Here is an 18,026-nt window from a genome sequence, read left to right on the forward strand (position 1 = left end):
ACGCTCAGAAAATATTCTGAGCGTTTTCATTTCCTTCTCCAACTAAAGCACCAGGTAGTGTAAAAAGCTATTTCACCATTTGTATTGTTAACTTATCTTTTAACATTGACCTATATGAGTCAATTTCATATTTTGTATTATTGATTTTTTCTTTTTTCATTTTTAACATATCGAATATTTCTAACTCTAAATTCCTTCTAGCTTCAAGAACTTTTATCGCTCCTTCTACCCCTGAATGGTTATGTTCTTTCCCATAGCCTTGGTTCGTATAATAGTCGACAATTCCTGTGGACCATTCTGGATTTCTTTCTTTTAATGCCTTCCTAAATGAAAATTCAAGATCATCTTGTTCTACATAGAATAACATTGGATTTAAATTCTCTATGATTTTTGCAACTTTCATTACATAATTTATTATTTTTTCTTTTTGTTCACCGTATTTAATCATCCCAATTGTTAATGGATTTTGTATGAAACAACATTCAAAAATATAAACCTTATTATCTTCTAGAGCAATTTCAGCAAAGTCATTCCATTTGTCAGCAATTAATTCAACATTTTTATCGAATGGTAATTCATATATATCGTTTTTAAAAATATCATTACATAATTGGTCCGAAAACTGGTCACCAAACTCATTTTTTATCTTTCTGTATGGTAATAAATAATTGCTTCCTTTTTTTAAAACTCTTTTAAGAAGCACTTCTTTAAAATCTCCACTGTTAGATACTAATCTATCGAATTCAAATTTATTAAAACAAGATACACCATCATAGTCGGCGGGGTGATTCAAATTCCCCTCTAAAAATAGTTCAACTTCAATTATATTTTGGCTTAGAATTTCATTTATTAGCTTTGCAGTGGTCGATTTTCCGAATCCAGGTAAACCTTCTACTATTATTAGTTTTGTATTCATATTTATAAATCCCTTCCTTCAAAGTATTTAACCAAGATTTAAAAAATTACTTACTCCACTGCAATCACTCCTTCAAAATACGATATTCAACATTTCCTTTGAAAAATCCTTCTTAAAGTAACCTGACCGTTAGTTTAAGAACATTTTTTCACAATCTCTATCATTATTTTAACATAAATTTCCATTTACCTTTTAAAAAAGATAGTCCACCATTATTTGAGTGAACTATCTAAAGTAAATTATATTTTTTAAATCAAATACTTTGTCAGTAATCCCCAATCGTTGCGCTGGTGTTTTTACTGTTTTCTTTTTCTCTTCCTTTGCAATTTAACTATATAAAAGTACTTAAACAATGCAATAACAATTAAAAAAGGGATGCTAAATCATATGTGATTTACATCCCTAATTTGTGTGTTATTTTATATGTTCTCTCCCATAACTGAAACAGTTACTTTTAAAAGGGGATTCTTTTATTTTCTTTCACTTAATTTCTTTGCATAATTCTTCATTTTACTCGTTAACCCTATTAACGCCGGTAATAATATCGGCATCACAATTAAAGCTAATAGAAGAAGTGCAACGCCAACTACGGATGCTACTTGTATAAGCGTTAATACACCTGAAGGGATTAATGCAGCAAATGTACCACCTAAAATAAGTGCCGCTGATAATACGACTCCTCCGATATGACGAGAAGCAGTTACAATTTTCGTCGCTGGGTCCCCTTCTAACTCATTGTATCTCATCATTACAAAAATACTATAATCCACTCCTAAAGCGACAATCATTATGAAACTAAAGAATGGAACATTCCAGCTTAATGAATCTACATGTAAAATATGCGTACTAATTTGTTCACTTATCCCTAATGATGCAAAGTAAGCTAATAGTAACGATCCAATAATAAAGATGGTGTTTAATAATGAACGTGTAATCACAATTAATACAATCGCAATTCCAATTAACATAATTGTAGCTGTACGTAAGAAATCTTGCCCAGTTACTTCTTTTAAATCAACGTTTCTAGCTGTCGTTCCTCCGATTGCTGTTTTCGCATGATTTAATTCCGACCCCTTCAAAGTACCATCTATTGTGTTATTGATTTCTTGAATAATTGGCATCGCTTCTTTTGAATACGGATTTACGTCTAAAATGATTGTCATTTTAGCAGTCTTTCTATCATGTGACATGTACGTATTCAAAGCTTTTTGGAAATCTTCTCCCTCCAAAACTTCTTTTGGAATATAGAATTTCTCAGAGCTTTTTGATTCGTTCAGTTCTCCTAAATATTTCTGAGCATCCCCTAGGCCATTACTTACCTTTTCAAGGCCTTCTGTACTTTTAGTTAGTCCGGATTGTAATTGACCCATCTGTTCTTGCAAGTCTTTCAGTCCGGTTAATAGCTGACCTTGCCCATCGTTTATTTTCGTTAATCCGGTTTGTAACTCAGATGACTTGTTCGCAATTTGTTTTGAACCTGAAGCACCTTCATTTAATCCATTTTTAAGATCAGCTGCTCCTTTTTGTAACTTAGTAACTCCATTGTTCATTTCTTTTAAGCCATTATCCACTTTCAATAACGATTGATTCGCTTCTTTAAATGATCCCATCGCCGCATTATGCTGCGCTTTCAATTTATTTAATTCATTTGAAAGCCCACCTAATTGCTTTTGAGCCTCTTTAGCAATTCCTATCGTCTGCAGAATGTTAGGATCATTTGCTAATTCTGGTTTCGTTTGAATGAAATTGGTCATTAACATTTCAATTTGTTCATAACCTTTCTTCGCACCGTCAATCGCTTGAGAAATACTTCCGAAGTATTGATCGTAAGAACTTAAACCTTTTTCTAACTGTGTATAGCCAGCATGAAGTTGTGAAGTTGCTTGAGATAATACACTTATATTTTCATTTACTGAAGTTAACCCACTCTCAATTTGCCGCGCACCTTGTGCTCCGTCATTTATGCCATTGGATAGTTGATTTAAAGCTGTTCCTAATGCTGATACACCACTTTTCGCTTCATTTGTTCCATCAATTAACTTTTGAACGTTCGCAAGACTATTTGAGTCCTTATTACCCATCTTATCTTTCGCAGTAGTTAATCCATCATTAATTTCCTTTATACCACCATTGGCATCTCCTAAACCTGTATTTAGTTCACCCGCTTGTTTATTTATATATAGTTCTTTAATCCTATCACCAGTTGGACGTGTCGGTGAATATACTTCTGAAACACCTTTTACTTTCAAAATCTTATCAGTTAGTTCATCTAAAGTTTGAAGCGAACTCGCCTCATCTAACTTGTTATTCGATTGAATGACTAACGTACTTGGTGAAGAAAAACCAGGTGGAAAATGTTCTTCTATTACGTTAATCCCCATTTTCGACTCATATTTATTGTCTACTTCAAATAAATCGTTGTAATTAAGTGTATTAGAATATTTTAATATAAAAGGAATTGATATCACGAATACAATAATTAAAGCTACAAATGGTCTCACTACTGAGTTTTTCGCAAAGAATCCCCATAGACGACTGTCTTCATGACCTTTAAATGTTTTAACGGGATAAAACATCCCTTTTCCTAAAAGCACCATAAAAAACGGATTTAACGTAGTTAATACTAGTAATAAAACTGCGACACCAATTGCTACCGCTGAAGTAGATTGATATAGTTTAAAACTCGCTAAAGCAAGAGATGCAAAACCAATTAGTACTGCTATCCCGCTATATAAAACGGTTTTCCCTGCCGATTTAAATGTTTCTTTCGTAGCCAAAAATGCGTTTTCTTGTTTACTTAATTCTTCTTTAAATCTCGTAAATAATAAAATGTTATAGTCTGTTCCAACCCCAAACAGGACAACAACAACAAACACTTGTGTAAAGTTAGAAAATGGAAAATTAAATTGATCTACTAAATGAGCAATAATCCCCATTGAAACTAAATATGATACCCCAACAGTAAGAAGAGAAACAATTGGAACAATAGGTGAACGGAATACAATGATTAATATTACAAGAATGAAAATGATTGAAATAACTTCAGTCTTTTTCACTCCCTCTTGAGAAGATGTAAGGAAATCTCCTGCTATTAAATCACTTCCTGTTAAGTACGTTGTTACCCCTTTCGTTTTCACTTTATTATGAAGGTTATTTGTAACTTTCGATATTTCACCATGCTTTTTATCTATCGATATTTGCGTTAAAATAGTCGTATTATCTTTAGAAACTAATTGTTTCTCTAATTCTTTATTATCTAAATGTGAAACAACTTCTTTAATTCCTAATTGTTCTTTTTCATTTTGCAAAGCGTTGATTGTTTTTATTATTTCCTCTTTTTGCTCAGTCGTTAAAGCTGTTTTACTGTCACTATTAAAAACAACTATAATGTCATACTTTTCTGTCCCGTCTTTATCCATTTCTTTTATCATTTTGTCAGCAATACTACTTTGTTCTGTATTAGGAATCGTAATGTGCCCTTTTTCTTTCACTAATTTATCCATATTAGGCATCGTTACGATCATTGTAATGGTAATAACTATCCATAATAGAAAAGATAAACTTCTCCAATTTTTCAGCTTGCTCATTTGCATCATCTCCCGCGATTAAAATTTACGTTAGTTACGGAATGAATATTCATTCCTATTATTCTATTACATTATTTGTAAACTCTATTAAACTAGTCTTTCCGGAATGAATATTCATTCCTTTAGTTGCACAAATACCCTCTCCTACTCTCATTTTTTAATTCTATTTAGGAATGAATATTCATTCCTGTCCTTATAAAGCTATAGAATCAAATGATTCTAATAGCGTTCCAAGAGCTTTCTTCCAATTCTTTTACTAACTCTTTCGAGTATTCTAATTGCCCTGTTGCAATTACTTTCGTTAATTTTTCTAACGGTTGATATACAATAATAATTAAAGCAACTGGAGGCAATGGACGAAGCAAACCTTTTGCGATTCCATCTTCAATAATATTCATAAAGAAGCCTATAAAATCGTCAAATATTTTCTTACTCTGCTCATCAAGAAAATAACTATCACAGTGAGAATTTGTAAATAAAAAAGCATCCACATTGTTTCTCGCAAATTCAAATAAACGGTTATACGTATGACTAAACTGTTCACGAATATTTGCTTCAACAGGAAAATCCGTTTTTATCATTTCAGAAAGCTGTAACATACTTTTTGAAAATAATGAGTTAACAAGCGCCTCTTTATTTTCAAAATAGCGATAAATAGTACCCGCACCGACATTTGCTTTTTCAGCGATCATTGGAATTGTCGTACCATCGTAACCACGCTCTGCAAAAAGTTGCATCGCAGCATCAAAAATATCCTCTTGTTTGTTTTTAGCCATTTTTTCCACCTCTATTTTCAGGAATGAAAATTCATTCCGTTTTTAATTATAAATTACAGGGAATAAAAGTCAAGTGCGTGACAACGTATAGTTGCGATTCTATTCTCTTGTATGTGAATAAAATTATATCAGCGATTTTCAGGATATATCAACTTACCGACAAAAATTAATACAATGAGATGGAGCTATCCCAAAATTTTGTTCGAAACAACTCCATCTTATATGCAAATTAAAAGAAATCATAAATAAACGGCTTGCGCACTGGTACTACATTCTCAAATGCCCGTATTTCCTCTTCGCTTCCGCTAATTAATTCTAATTCATTTAGTTCTAATGGGCGTTTGTATCCAAGCAGTATTGTAGATAGTGCATTTATATCTAGGTTGATCCCTTTATCCATTGGTTCTTCTATAATTGCTATTTCATAATTTGCAAGTCTCACCGATACATTATTCCACGGTGCAAATGAATCTGTAATATGTAAAATGACTTCTTGTTGTACATTGTTCCAGTTTAACTCATACTGTTTTAAGAACTGCTCTACATCTACAATTCTTCCCATAAAATATGGTTTTATTTCTGTTTTCACACGTGGTTCTTGCAATGTATATAACAACTGTTCGTTTTCACTTACTGTCATTTCAAGCTCTTTAATCATAGAATCATGCTGGCAAATAAAATTCCATAGACCATTTCGTGCTTCATTATGCAGTGGAACAAATTCATCTACTGTCATTTTATAGTTTTCTATTTTATATAACATATAGCCGGCTGCAGTTTTATTTTCATCGTAATAAATTGCTAATGTTAAATCCTCATAAACAGCTTGTAACCACCATTTTTCATTGCGAACTAGCATACCAGAAAAACGTTCTGCAAATGTTTCATAAAGCTTCTCGACCTCTTCTGGGTGATTTTCTTTATTGAAACGTTTCACAGTACCATTCACTTGTTTTTTCATAACTAAATCACTCTTTGTCAAATGACATACGAGAAGATTCGCACAAAGTTCCCAGCCGTATTTACGGTAAAATGTAACAGCAAATGGGTGTAACATAGAGACTGTAAAGCCATCTTTTTTCATTTTTTGAAGTGAATGTTGAAGTAGCTCTTTTACATACCCACTTCTTCTGTACTCTGGATACGTCGCTACTCCTGCAACGCCACCCATTTTAAATTTTTCTTTACCTATGTAAATATGAAACGGGATGAGGTGTAGTTTTGCAGCTAAGTCCTCACCTTCCATAATACCGTATACTTCATGACTTTCCTTCATTTTTGTAAGTTGTTGCTGCATTCGTTCTTCTTCTACTTTATATTGAAAAGCGTATTCTGATAAGCGTAGTGCTTCTCTAAATTTATCTTCTTTTAATCGTATAACGTTCATATGTTTCTCCCCCCTCCTTTATTTGAATTGTACCATAATTTAAAATATTACAGTGCGGTGAATGAAATTATAATGACTTAACGACACAAATTCAATATAAAAAAGCAGATACATCCTGTATCTGCTTCTCATTACTTTATCCCGCTTTAACGGGCAGTAAGACCCCCACCTCAAAATTCAGCGAAAGCAAAGAATTTAGGTAGGGGATCAACTGCCCGTAAAAGTCCGATTGGTTCAACTAATAATCAGTGGGGGATGAAGCCCCCCCACTGATTAAAGTTTCACTTTATTTAGCTAACTTTTGAAGTTCTTCGAAGAATGCAGGATATGATACACCTACTGCTTCTGCATCTTCAATAATTGTTTTTCCTTCTGCCAGGCAACCAGCAATTGCAAGCATCATTCCGATACGGTGATCACCATAACTATTTACTGTATTGCCTTTTAGAGCTGATTTTCCGTAAATGATCATACCGTCATCAGTTGCTTCTATGCGAGCTCCTAGTTTCGTTAATTCAGCAACGACTGTATCAATACGGTTTGTTTCTTTTACTTTTAATTCGTGTGCATCTTTAATTACTGTAATTCCTTCTGCTTGCGTTGCCGCTAATGCGATTACAGGAATCTCATCGATTAATCTAGGGATAATATCTCCGCCAATTTCAATTCCTTTTAATGAAGATGTTTCGATTGTAATATTTGCAGCTGGTTCCGATGCCCCTTCGTTAATTAGATCTACAGTGAACATAGCACCCATTTTTTCTAAAACATCAATAATACCGGTACGGGTTGGATTCATCCCTACATTTTGTAATACTAGTTTACTATTTGGGATGATTGCACCTGCTACTAAGAAAAATGCTGCTGATGATACGTCACCTGGCACTTGAATGTCTGTTGCTGTTAATTTTTGTCCACCTGACAGCTTCACTGTTTTCCCTTCGCGAGTTACTTTAACACCAAATGCTTCAAGCATTCTTTCCGTATGGTCGCGGGAAATATGTGGTTCTGTAACAGCTGTTACACCTTCTGCACGAAGACCTGCAAGTAAAATAGCTGACTTTACTTGTGCACTTGCAACAGGAGAAATATATTCAATTGCTTTTAAATCTCCGCCACGTATTGTTAACGGTGTAAATGTTCCTTCTTCTCGGCCGTCTATGTTTGCGCCCATTTGTTTTAATGGGTTTGTTACACGCTTCATCGGTCTTTTTGCGATAGATTCATCACCTTGTACGCAAGAGAAAAATGGTGTGTTAGCTAATATACCTGACATTAATCGGATTGTTGTACCAGAATTACCAACATCTAATACAGCTTTCGGTTCTTGTAAACCTTCTAATCCTTTACCAACTACAGTAACCTCATCACCGTTTTGCGTAATTTCTACTCCCATTTCTTTAAAACATGAAATCGTACTTAAACAGTCTGCACCGGGCAAGAAACCTTTAATTGTTGTTTTCCCTTCTGCAATAGAACCGAACATAACAGCACGGTGTGAAATGGATTTATCACCTGGGATTGTAATATTGCCATTCAATCCGTTATTAACAGGTTGTATTGTTCTTTCTTTCACGTTTTTCACCTTCTCATTTAAATTGTTTCATAAGTTTGGTATTCTTCTTCTCCAAGCGCTAGTTTTGCTTTCATACGATCTTCTTCCCTTTGGAAGCTAATACGTAATACCCCAAGCAGTCCTTCACGCGCTTCTAATATTTGCAAGTTCGTAATACTAATTTCCTCGCGCGCCAAAATACTCGTAATATGAGCCAATGCCCCCACCTTATCTAATACATCGACGTATAAGTCGTGATAGGCAGGAATTGCCCCTCTCTTTCTTACTGGTAAAGAATCACGGTATTCTTTCGCATCTGCAAAATAGTTTTGAATCTCGCATGCATCTCCGGTAGAAACTGTTTTATATAAATCTTCCATTTCAGAGATCCACTCTTTTAATAATACCATTAAATGCTCACGATTTTGCTTTACAATATCACTCCACATTTTCGGACTACTAGATGCGATACGTGTAATGTCTTTAAACCCTCCAGCAGCTAGCTGATGAATGAGCGGATTATCTCCTGCATGTTTCTCTACTTGCTTCACTAAACCTGCTGCGATAAGGTGCGGGAAATGACTAACGATCCCTGTTACATAATCATGTTCTTCTGTATTTAAAACAAGGAAATGTGACCCCGTTCCTTTTAACCAATCTTTTAACTCTTCCACATGTTCATTTGGCACATGATGCATCGGTGTTAAAATGTAAAATGCATTTTCAAATAAATGCGCTTTTGCACTTTCAACTCCCGTTTTATGAGAACCTGCCATTGGATGTCCACCAATGAAAGATACTTCCTTTGAAAATAAAGTTTCTGCTTCATTCATAATCGTGCCTTTTGTACTACCAACATCAGTCACTATAACATCTTCTCGTAAACGGAATGACGCAAGTTTGTGTAATAGCTTCTTCGTTTCTTCAACTGGAGAAGCAAAAACAATTAAATGTGCCTTTTCACATGCAAGCTGTAAATCAACTGCTATTTCATCTACTACGTGTAATTCTTTTGCACGCTCTACCTGTTCTTGAAATATATCATAACCTGTTATCGTTACATCGTGCTCTTTCTTAATTGCTAATGCGAGAGAGCCTCCGATTAAACCAGTTCCAATTAATACTACCTTTTTACGCATTTTCCTCATCTCGAGACTTTCTTTTTTTATTTTCAAAGTGTTGTTGTAACACTGAAATCACCCCTTCATTTTGCTCCCTTGTTCCGACTGTAATACGGATACCATTCGGGAACGGACGAATAATAAATCCTGCGTGTGCACAAGCTTCATAAATCTCTCCAGCATTCTCAACTGGCAAGAAGATGAAATTTGTTTGCGATGGATAAAATGGAATATCATTTTCCCTACAAAAGCTCTCGTATTGTTGTAATCCTTCTATATTCACACGAACTATTTCTTCAATAAACTCGTCATCACCAAAAGCAATCGTCGCTGCTTTTTGCGCTAATGAAGATACGTTAAATGGCAAACGAACGACATTTAATTTTTCGATTAACTCTTCCTGTCCAACCGCATATCCAACGCGGAAAGAAGCTAATCCGTACGCTTTAGAAAATGTTCTAAGTACAAGAATATTTTTATGTTTTTCTAAAAGCGGTAATGTCTCTGGGAAATCTTTTGCTGTTACGTATTCATAGTACGCTTCATCAATGACAATTAACGTATTTTCACTAATACCTTCAATGAATTGAGTCAATTTTCGGTCATTCACATATGTGCCTGTTGGATTGTTCGGGTTACAAATCCATACAATTTTTGTATCGTTATCTACTACTGAAGAAATTTCTTCTAAGTCGTATACACCGTTATTTAACGCAATTTCCTTCACTTCGCAACCTTCTATAATGGCATGATGACGATACTGTGGGAATGTTGCACCTGCTGTTACAATGTTATCTCCCGCTCGTAATACGGCGCGGCTTATTATTTGAATGATTTCATCTAAACCACTACCACAAAGTACTTGTTCCATTTTCACATGTAACTTATCTGCGATTGTTTGACGGAGCGTTGTAGCACCTCCGTCAGGATATAAAGCATGTTCCAACCACGATTTTTGCAACTCATCTAAAACACGTGACGAACAGCCGAATGGATTTTCATTCGATGCTAATTTCACAAACGAATGATCTCCGTACACTTCTTTCATTTGTTCTGGTGATTTACCTGGTTTATATGGTTGTAATGATGATAGTTGATCTTTTACTTGCACGTTAAACCCACCTTTTTATTAAAATTCTTTTGCGTAGTTATTGTGTTGCATAATGTTTTGTTTTAATAATTCCATACGATCTTTTCCGAATTGTTCGACTAGTGCATCTGCAAGTTCCCATGCCACAACAGATTCAGCTACTACACCCGCCGCTGGTACTGCGCAACTATCAGATCTTTCAATACTCGCTTGGAATGCTTCTTTCATATCAATATCAACGCTTGCTAACGGTTTGTATAAAGTAGGAATTGGCTTCATCACGCCTCTTACGATAATTGGCATACCTGTTGTCATACCGCCTTCTAAACCGCCGGCATTATTCGTTCTTCTCGTGTATCCTTTTTCTTCATCCCACAGAATTTCATCATGCACTTTGCTTCCTGGTTGTCGTGCCGCTTCAAAACCTACGCCGATTTCAGCACCTTTAAATGCATTTATACTCATAATTGCACCAGCAAGTTTTGCATCTAATTTACGATCGTAATGGACGTAACTACCGACGCCAATCGGCATACCTTCTGCAATGACTTCCACAATACCACCGATTGAATCTCCACTACTTTTTGCGTTGTCAATCGCATTCATCATTTCTTGCTCTACTTCTTTATCTAAACATCGAACTGGTGAGTTTTCAGTAATTGTTTGAATTTCTTCAATTGATAAGTTTGAAATATGTTTTGCTTTTACTCCACCAATTTCAAGAACATGTCCTGCAATTTCCACGCCTAATTCGCTTAAAATTTGTTTTGCAACTGCTCCAGCAGCTACACGAACTGTCGTTTCTCTTGCAGATGACCGCTCTAATACGTTTCTTATATCACGATGACCATATTTAATTGCTCCATTTAAATCTGCATGTCCGGGACGTGGTTTTGTAATTGTACGTTTCATGTCTTTACTTTCTTTTTCCGAAATTGGCTCTGCACCCATTACTTTCGTCCAATGTTTGAAATCATCATTTTTTACAATTAACGTAATCGGTGATCCAAGTGTCATCCCGTGACGAACACCACTTACAATTTCAACTGTATCTGTTTCAATTTGCATACGTCTTCCGCGTCCATGGCCTTTTTGTCTTCTTAATAATTCTTTATTAATATGTTCCGCCGTAAGTGTCAAACCTGCTGGTACACCTTCTAAAATAACTGTTAACTGCGGTCCATGTGATTCTCCAGCTGTAATGTATCTCATTTCTCTTGCCCCTTTACTATTTTTTTGTACAAAAAAGTCCCTACTGAGCGCTCAGTAGGGACGATGTTTATCGCGGTACCACCCTAGTTGTAGACTTCTTTCGTCTACCTCTCTTCTTCTTTAACGATCGTTTGACCGTCTTCCCCTCCAAAAGTTGTCGGGAAAGATGCTCCAAGGCTGTAATTCATGCTTACCTTTGTACTGATTCACACCGACCATCAGCTCTCTTTAACAGTGAGATAAGCACTACTGTTTCCTCTTCAACGCATATATGATATGGAATTAAGATAATTTATTTTTGAAACCTTTTAACTCATCCATGAATCTATGGAATTCTGGAATGTCCATTTGTTGTGCAGAATCTGATAATGCAACTGCTGGATCTGGATGAACTTCAGCCATTACTGCATCTGCGCCAATTGCAAGTGCCGCTTTCGCTGTTGGTAATAATAAATCTCTGCGTCCAGTTGAATGTGTTACATCAACGATAACTGGTAAATGTGTTTCTTTCTTTAAAATTGGTACTGCAGAAATGTCTAATGTGTTACGTGTTGCTCTTTCGTATGTGCGGATACCGCGCTCACAAAGAATAATTTGATCGTTACCTTGCGCAATAATGTATTCCGCTGCGTTAATGAACTCATCAATTGTTGCTGCTAATCCACGTTTTAATAATACTGGTTTGTTAACTTTACCTACAGCTCGTAATAAATCGAAGTTTTGCATGTTACGTGCGCCAACTTGAATTACATCAACGTAGTCTAATGCCATTTCAACATCGTTCGGATTTAAAATTTCACTAATAATTGCTAAGTCAAACTCGTCTGCTACTTGACGTAAAATTTGAAGTCCTTCTACTCCTAAACCTTGGAAATCATATGGAGAAGTTCTCGGTTTGAATGCACCACCGCGCATTAATTTTAAGCCTTGGTCTTTCATCGCTTGCCCTACTTGACGAACTTGTTCTAAACTTTCTACTGCACAAGGTCCCATGATGAACGTTTGTGTTCCGTTTCCAATCAATTCACCTTTTACATCAACGATTGTATTTTCTTGTTTCTTTTTACGTGATACTAGTAACGCTTTACGGTTATCATCTTCTTGTAACTCTAAGCTTGCTTTGAAAATCGTTTTGAAAATATGTTGAACTGTTGATGTTTCGAATGGTCCTTCGTTATGCTCTGCGATCATATCAAGTACTTCACGCTCACGTACTGGATCAAAGCGTTTCGTGCCTTGTACTTGCTTTTGCTCTCCAATTTTTTGAACAATTTCACCACGTTTGTTTAAAAGGTGTAATAGTTGTAAGTTAATTTCATCTACCTGTTTACGTAATTGATCTAATTCATGATTTGCCATTTGGAAATCCTCCTCTAATGTTTTAAAAGTATAGTAAGAGAATAAAAAATTCTCTATTTTCTGAACTGACTAATTATACAAATTTATAGTGGAATCGATACCTCTTCTTATTTTAAACTAATAATTCGTACACAGACATAAACTACTAGTTAAAAATCCACTTTTTTGTACAAAAAAGCCCTACTGATCCAATCAGTAGGGACGATATTTATCGCGGTACCACCCTAGTTGTAGACTTCTTTCGTCTACCTCTCTTCATTGTTAACGATCATCTGACCGTCTTTCCCTTCATAAAGACAATACTATCTTTACTACGAAAAAGATGCTCTAGGACTGTAATTCGCTCTTGTTTATGTACTGGTTCGCACCAACCACCAGCTCTCTGTTACAGGGAAACAACAACTACTGCTTTTCCTTTCAATGCATGACTATTTAATTTTCAAGTTGGACCACTAAAATACAAAAAGTCCCTACTGAATAAATCAGTAGGGACGATATTTATCGCGGTACCACCCTAGTTGTAGACTAACTTTCCGTCTACCTCTCTTCACTGTTAACGATCAATTGACCGCTTTTTCCTCATAAAGAAAAACTATCTTTATTACGAAAAAGATGCTCCAAGACTGTAATTCATGATTATCCCTGTACTGGTTCACACCAACCACCAGCTCTCTGTTACAGTAAGACTAACCACTACTGTGATCTCTTCATTGCACTTTGTTTATTCAAATGTTTTTGAAATTGAATAAGTATGATTCGTATTATAGAACGCTTTTCAAAACACTGTCAACAACTTTTTATATATTTTTTAAAATTCCACTTTCGTTCTATAATTCTTTTTGTAAATCACCCATTACAATTCCTATGCGAATTATTTCATTTTCTAGTAAATGTAAAACATATTCCTCTACTTCATACTGAACTAATAATTCTTTTATTTTTATGATTTCTTTTTCAAATAAAACGGCTTCGTGACATGTTTGTAGTAAAATAAAAAACACATTTGCAAACATTTCTTTATGCGCTTTCATACTTTCTTTTTTATGAAGCATTTCAATCAATAACCGCTTCATTTCCTCACCTGTACATTTACCATGTACACTTGAAAATGTACGAGACATAATACATAATCCTTTTTCTAATATTTCATCCATGTATAAAATAATACGTAAAAGCATTACATATTCTCTCGCAGTTATCTCACCCATTTTTGGTCGTTCTCGCAAAAATACACTGAGCCAAGCTGTCCAAAATTTTTGTTGTTCTTTTACGCTTAATGTTTTGACGTAATAGCATAAAAACTGCATAAACTTAATTTTATTTTCTTCATTTTCTAGTATGAGTAACGGGTATAACCAATCTGTTTTTTGCTCCCAATATAGTACACATTTAATAAATACAAAGCTAAGCCACTTCAAGAAAGCTTCTCTCGTATGCGGATGTAATACTTCCAAATGTTCTACCGCATACTTAATAAATCGCTTCATTTCTGTAAATAAAGGTAAATTTATTTGCGTGTAACATAAGCCGGCCCATGCATATTCCGTAATCTCATTTTGTTTTTTTAAATCTAAGTATGGTAACAAATATTTTCGGCACCATTGTTTTTCAATATGATATAGAAATGTAATATCTGCTATTAAACGAGCAAACATAAAGTTTGTTCGTTCCGAATTAACTCTTACTTGTTCTTCAAATAAAAATAAATATTCATATACATTACGATCGTATAAATGATCATATGATAACAACTTTAATAATACAGCTGTCATTTTTCCAACTGGATGCTGAATTGATTCATTGTAAAAATCTTGTTTCCCAAGCTTAAAGTCTGTATCACTCTTCATAACTTGAGGAAACACTGAAAAAGCAAATCGTTTTACAACACGTATACTATTCTCTTCTAACTCTTCTAGTCGATTACTAATTTCATATAGAAAACTACTAATTAACCAATGAAAAGCAGTATTTCTAACAAATTTCTGCAATAGCGGAATAATTTTTTGGATTTGATCATTTGTCAATCCTCGATTATTTCGCCATTCTCTAATACAAACAAACCATACTTCATTACTTATTTCTTGCACTCCTACTAATTGGTATGCAAATGAAATACTCCACTCTGTATTTAATTTACATGCTTTTGATAACATCTCTAAAAAATGGCGTTGTTCAAAAACACAATCTTGCGAAAATTGCTGAACTTGCTTCATAATTTCAACATCTTTCAGTTGCAATAATCCGTCAGCAGTTACATTACAAGTAATACTTTGCTCTGTATCCTCTTTCTTTTGTACACTGTATCGTTCGGAATGAAAATGAGGATGCTTTTGCTTCATTAACTCATACCCATTTGCCGTAGATGGACTATTTGAATCGCACTTGAATAATATGTCTAATACGAGACATGCATCAAATACCCTCTCTTCTGTAAGATGCTTTATTACAGTTCGAGTGACTTCTTCTTTTGTTTTTTCTAAACAATGTGCATAATGCCTTTTTAAAAGTTGAAAAACTTCGTGTTTATAAGTGAAATCTAAAAGAAGTCCTTCATGTAACAACCATTTCATTTTGTCATCTACACGAACAAAAATATTTTTATTCATCGCATCAATTGCAATTTGCTTTTGAAGTACACTATTTGCTTCTATCATTTCTGTAATATAATAATCCGCTTTTTTCTCATTGTTTTCGCATAAATAAGTTAGACACTCTTTTACAATTCGTATTAAAAATGCAAGGTCATTTTGATGAAACTCTTTCTCTACATTTTCCTTATTTCTTTTTTTCAGTGCCGTTTGTCTTAACGACAACATTCTCAATTTTTCTAATCCAATCATCATAATTGGAACAGCATAATAAGCGATATATGGCCTCATCTTTTCGTTCCAAATTTGCTCCACATGAGAAAATGTAGATACTGGTAAGCGACTCGATTCCTCGAGTTCTATTGATTCTTGCGTATCATTTCCCCATTTCCTTACACGTTTCAACTTCAGTTTTCCGTCTAAAATAAAAGTTAGTAACAATAAGGCAATTTCTTTATGCTCAGGAAAAGAACATTTTTGCAGTAACTTAGAAATCTTTTCTATAGAGCTACTATCTTTTTCAGCTGTTTCTAATAAAAGGAGTGTCCACCTTGCAAACAACAACGGGTCCATCTTACTCTTCGTTTCGTTTAAGTAGTTACAAATTGTTCTCCATAATAACGGTGATATTTTAGAATAGTTTTTATAAATTAATTGAAATAATTCTTTCTGATGACTAAAAAGAAATTGTTCCACTAACCATTCTGCAAGTAATTCATCTACTTCATTATAGTTTGGCGTAAGCATAAACAAATTTTGTAATTTACCTTCTGCTTCTAACCATTCGACCCATTCATAATCATGAGCAAATTCCACAAAGTAACGTACTGTTTCAATTTTTTTAATTGATTGCTTTATGTATGATAATTGTTCCTGTTCTACTGACGGGGGAACCGTTACAATATCCCGAATACGCATTCTTTTCGTAATATAATTATCACCCATTAATTCAGCCCAGCGTTTTACCGCTTTTACAAGGGATTGATGATTATTCACCTTATTCGGATACACAATTGGTCTTATCCCTAAATGTTCCCAGTGGTATGTATTTTCTCCTTGTGCGACAAAAGCAAATCGTCTTGTACTTGGCGGTAAACCAGTTGCTAAATATTTCATTACTGGGTCATTATGACTATATCCAACGAATAAAACGGTGTAATTTGAGAATAGATCAACTAAAAACCTTCTCGCCCACCCTTCCGTTAAGTAAGCCCTTCCAAAATCACCATCTGTTAAAATTAAAGCCTCTTTCTCCTGTTCTACATTACCATGTATGTAAGCAAGACCTTTAAAAGCTCTTCCAGTCGGTAAAGCTGGAGCGTAATAAACATTGATATCTCTATTTATTTCTTTAATTGCAGTTGTAAAATGTTGATCAAAATTTGTTGTTACAATGCGGATATCTGTATCTAAAGGAAATAACCTTGGAATTGCATAATGCAATGGATTCGGTTTTGATTTCTCTATATGAACGAGATCTCTTGCGACTTGATGTACATCTTTTGTTTTCGCAATTTTGCCAAGATAATAATCATGTGGCTCTGTTATTTCACGTTTTTCGACATATAACGTTTTTGCAATTTCATCAACTAAATCATCAAAATTCGGTAAGTTTGATTTCCCTTTCATAGAAACTCCCGCTCCAACAAATAACACTAACTTTCCTTGCTCAAGGTGATCAATTAACTCATCTGGAATTTCTACTTCTGAAGTAATCCACATCTTGGATTCCCCCTTACCTAAAAATGTCATACACTCTCATTTTACTATAACATTTTTTCATTGTTTTTATAATATTTAGACTAAATTCCGAACATGAAAAAGTTTTATGTAAATAAATCCGTTACAATGTATGAACTCCAGAATTTATTGAAAAACTATGTATAAATCGGAGGTGTAAATTTTGAATGATTTCACAGTAGTGCTTATCAAGTTTATATCGTGCATTATTGCATTTAGCATTGGGCTTGCTTTATTTTTCCCTGCAACGTTTGTTCAAATTATTTCATTCAGTCTCTTTGTTACAATCGTATCCTACATGTTCGTTGATAAAATTATTTTAAATCGAATTGGCAATACTGGTGCCATTATGTCGGATTTCTTATTAACATATTTAAGCGTATGGATTTTCGGTAATATTTTATTAGACAACTATATGCAAATTGCATGGGGCAGTATCCTTTCTGCCATCGTCTTCACTTTATCTGAAGTAATCGTTCATCGCTTCTCTAACTCTCATACAAGGCACAACAATGATAACATTCGTATTAATCGCCGCTTTGCATATGGTACAGAGTTTGCTGAAGAACAAAATATATTGGATAAAGATAAGAAAAAGTAACATTTTAATGCAGGAGCGCCCTTTTTAATTATGTGGTGCTCCTTTTTTGTATTTTTTCATTATGGTACGTGAAATTATATAAGTGATTATTTCA

Annotated in this window: 11 protein-coding genes and 3 other annotated features; of the genes, 1 reads left to right on the plus strand and 10 read right to left on the minus strand. The window is 34.5% G+C overall.

Annotated features, from left to right (window positions below; translation table 11 throughout):
• Nucleotides 1-67 precede the first annotated feature (67 nt).
• The 10 genes from ACTFR3_RS02205 to ACTFR3_RS02250 all read right to left on the minus strand — a co-directional run bounded on the left by ACTFR3_RS02205 (nt 68) and on the right by ACTFR3_RS02250 (nt 17,313).
• Nucleotides 68-916 carry a hypothetical protein gene (locus tag ACTFR3_RS02205; RefSeq protein WP_098214057.1) on the minus strand — a complete coding sequence of 283 codons (849 nt, stop codon included), beginning with the start codon at nt 914-916 and terminating at the stop codon, nt 68-70.
• Nucleotides 917-1,386: 470 nt separating this feature from the next.
• A complete protein-coding gene (locus ACTFR3_RS02210; RefSeq protein WP_119683563.1) occupies nt 1,387-4,503 on the minus strand; it encodes an MMPL family transporter in 3,117 nt (1,038 codons plus the stop codon).
• Between the two features lie 209 nt (nt 4,504-4,712).
• Complete coding sequence (locus ACTFR3_RS02215) at nt 4,713-5,279, minus strand: TetR/AcrR family transcriptional regulator (protein ID WP_001107309.1); 567 nt, start codon at nt 5,277-5,279, stop codon at nt 4,713-4,715.
• 229 nt (nt 5,280-5,508) lie between these two features.
• Complete coding sequence (locus ACTFR3_RS02220) at nt 5,509-6,666, minus strand: GNAT family N-acetyltransferase (RefSeq protein WP_440041246.1); 1,158 nt, start codon at nt 6,664-6,666, stop codon at nt 5,509-5,511.
• A 286-nt stretch (nt 6,667-6,952) separates the two neighbouring features.
• A complete protein-coding gene (gene aroA, locus ACTFR3_RS02225) occupies nt 6,953-8,242 on the minus strand; it encodes a 3-phosphoshikimate 1-carboxyvinyltransferase (RefSeq protein ID WP_440041245.1) in 1,290 nt (429 codons plus the stop codon).
• Nucleotides 8,243-8,259: 17 nt separating this feature from the next.
• Complete coding sequence (tyrA, locus tag ACTFR3_RS02230; RefSeq protein ID WP_001228140.1) at nt 8,260-9,360, minus strand: prephenate dehydrogenase; 1,101 nt, start codon at nt 9,358-9,360, stop codon at nt 8,260-8,262.
• On the minus strand, nt 9,353-10,453 hold the full coding sequence (hisC, locus tag ACTFR3_RS02235) for a histidinol-phosphate transaminase (RefSeq protein ID WP_440044117.1): 1,101 nt from the start codon (nt 10,451-10,453) through the stop codon (nt 9,353-9,355). Before hisC ends, tyrA begins: the two co-directional genes overlap by 8 nt.
• A gap of 18 nt (nt 10,454-10,471) precedes the next feature.
• Nucleotides 10,472-11,644, minus strand: coding sequence for a chorismate synthase (aroC, locus tag ACTFR3_RS02240; RefSeq protein WP_440044119.1), 1,173 nt, complete (start codon nt 11,642-11,644; stop codon nt 10,472-10,474).
• Nucleotides 11,645-11,697: 53 nt separating this feature from the next.
• Nucleotides 11,698-11,917: a binding site (T-box leader), on the minus strand.
• Between the two features lie 9 nt (nt 11,918-11,926).
• The gene (locus tag ACTFR3_RS02245; protein WP_001273575.1) at nt 11,927-13,003 is read right to left on the minus strand and encodes a bifunctional 3-deoxy-7-phosphoheptulonate synthase/chorismate mutase; all 1,077 of its coding nucleotides are present in this window, start codon (nt 13,001-13,003) and stop codon (nt 11,927-11,929) included.
• A 194-nt stretch (nt 13,004-13,197) separates the two neighbouring features.
• Nucleotides 13,198-13,433, minus strand: a binding site (T-box leader).
• A 54-nt stretch (nt 13,434-13,487) separates the two neighbouring features.
• Nucleotides 13,488-13,723: a binding site (T-box leader), on the minus strand.
• 107 nt (nt 13,724-13,830) lie between these two features.
• A complete protein-coding gene (locus ACTFR3_RS02250) occupies nt 13,831-17,313 on the minus strand; it encodes a DUF4020 domain-containing protein (RefSeq protein WP_440041242.1) in 3,483 nt (1,160 codons plus the stop codon).
• A 181-nt stretch (nt 17,314-17,494) separates the two neighbouring features.
• Between ACTFR3_RS02250 and ACTFR3_RS02255 the strand changes: the two genes are divergently transcribed.
• Nucleotides 17,495-17,932: a YndM family protein gene (locus ACTFR3_RS02255; protein ID WP_000997702.1), complete on the plus strand. Its 438-nt coding sequence runs from the start codon at nt 17,495-17,497 to the stop codon at nt 17,930-17,932.
• Nucleotides 17,933-18,026 lie beyond the last annotated feature (94 nt).

The organism is Bacillus cereus group sp. MYBK14-1, from assembly GCF_051916885.1.
GTDB classification, from domain to species: domain Bacteria; phylum Bacillota; class Bacilli; order Bacillales; family Bacillaceae_G; genus Bacillus_A; species Bacillus_A cereus.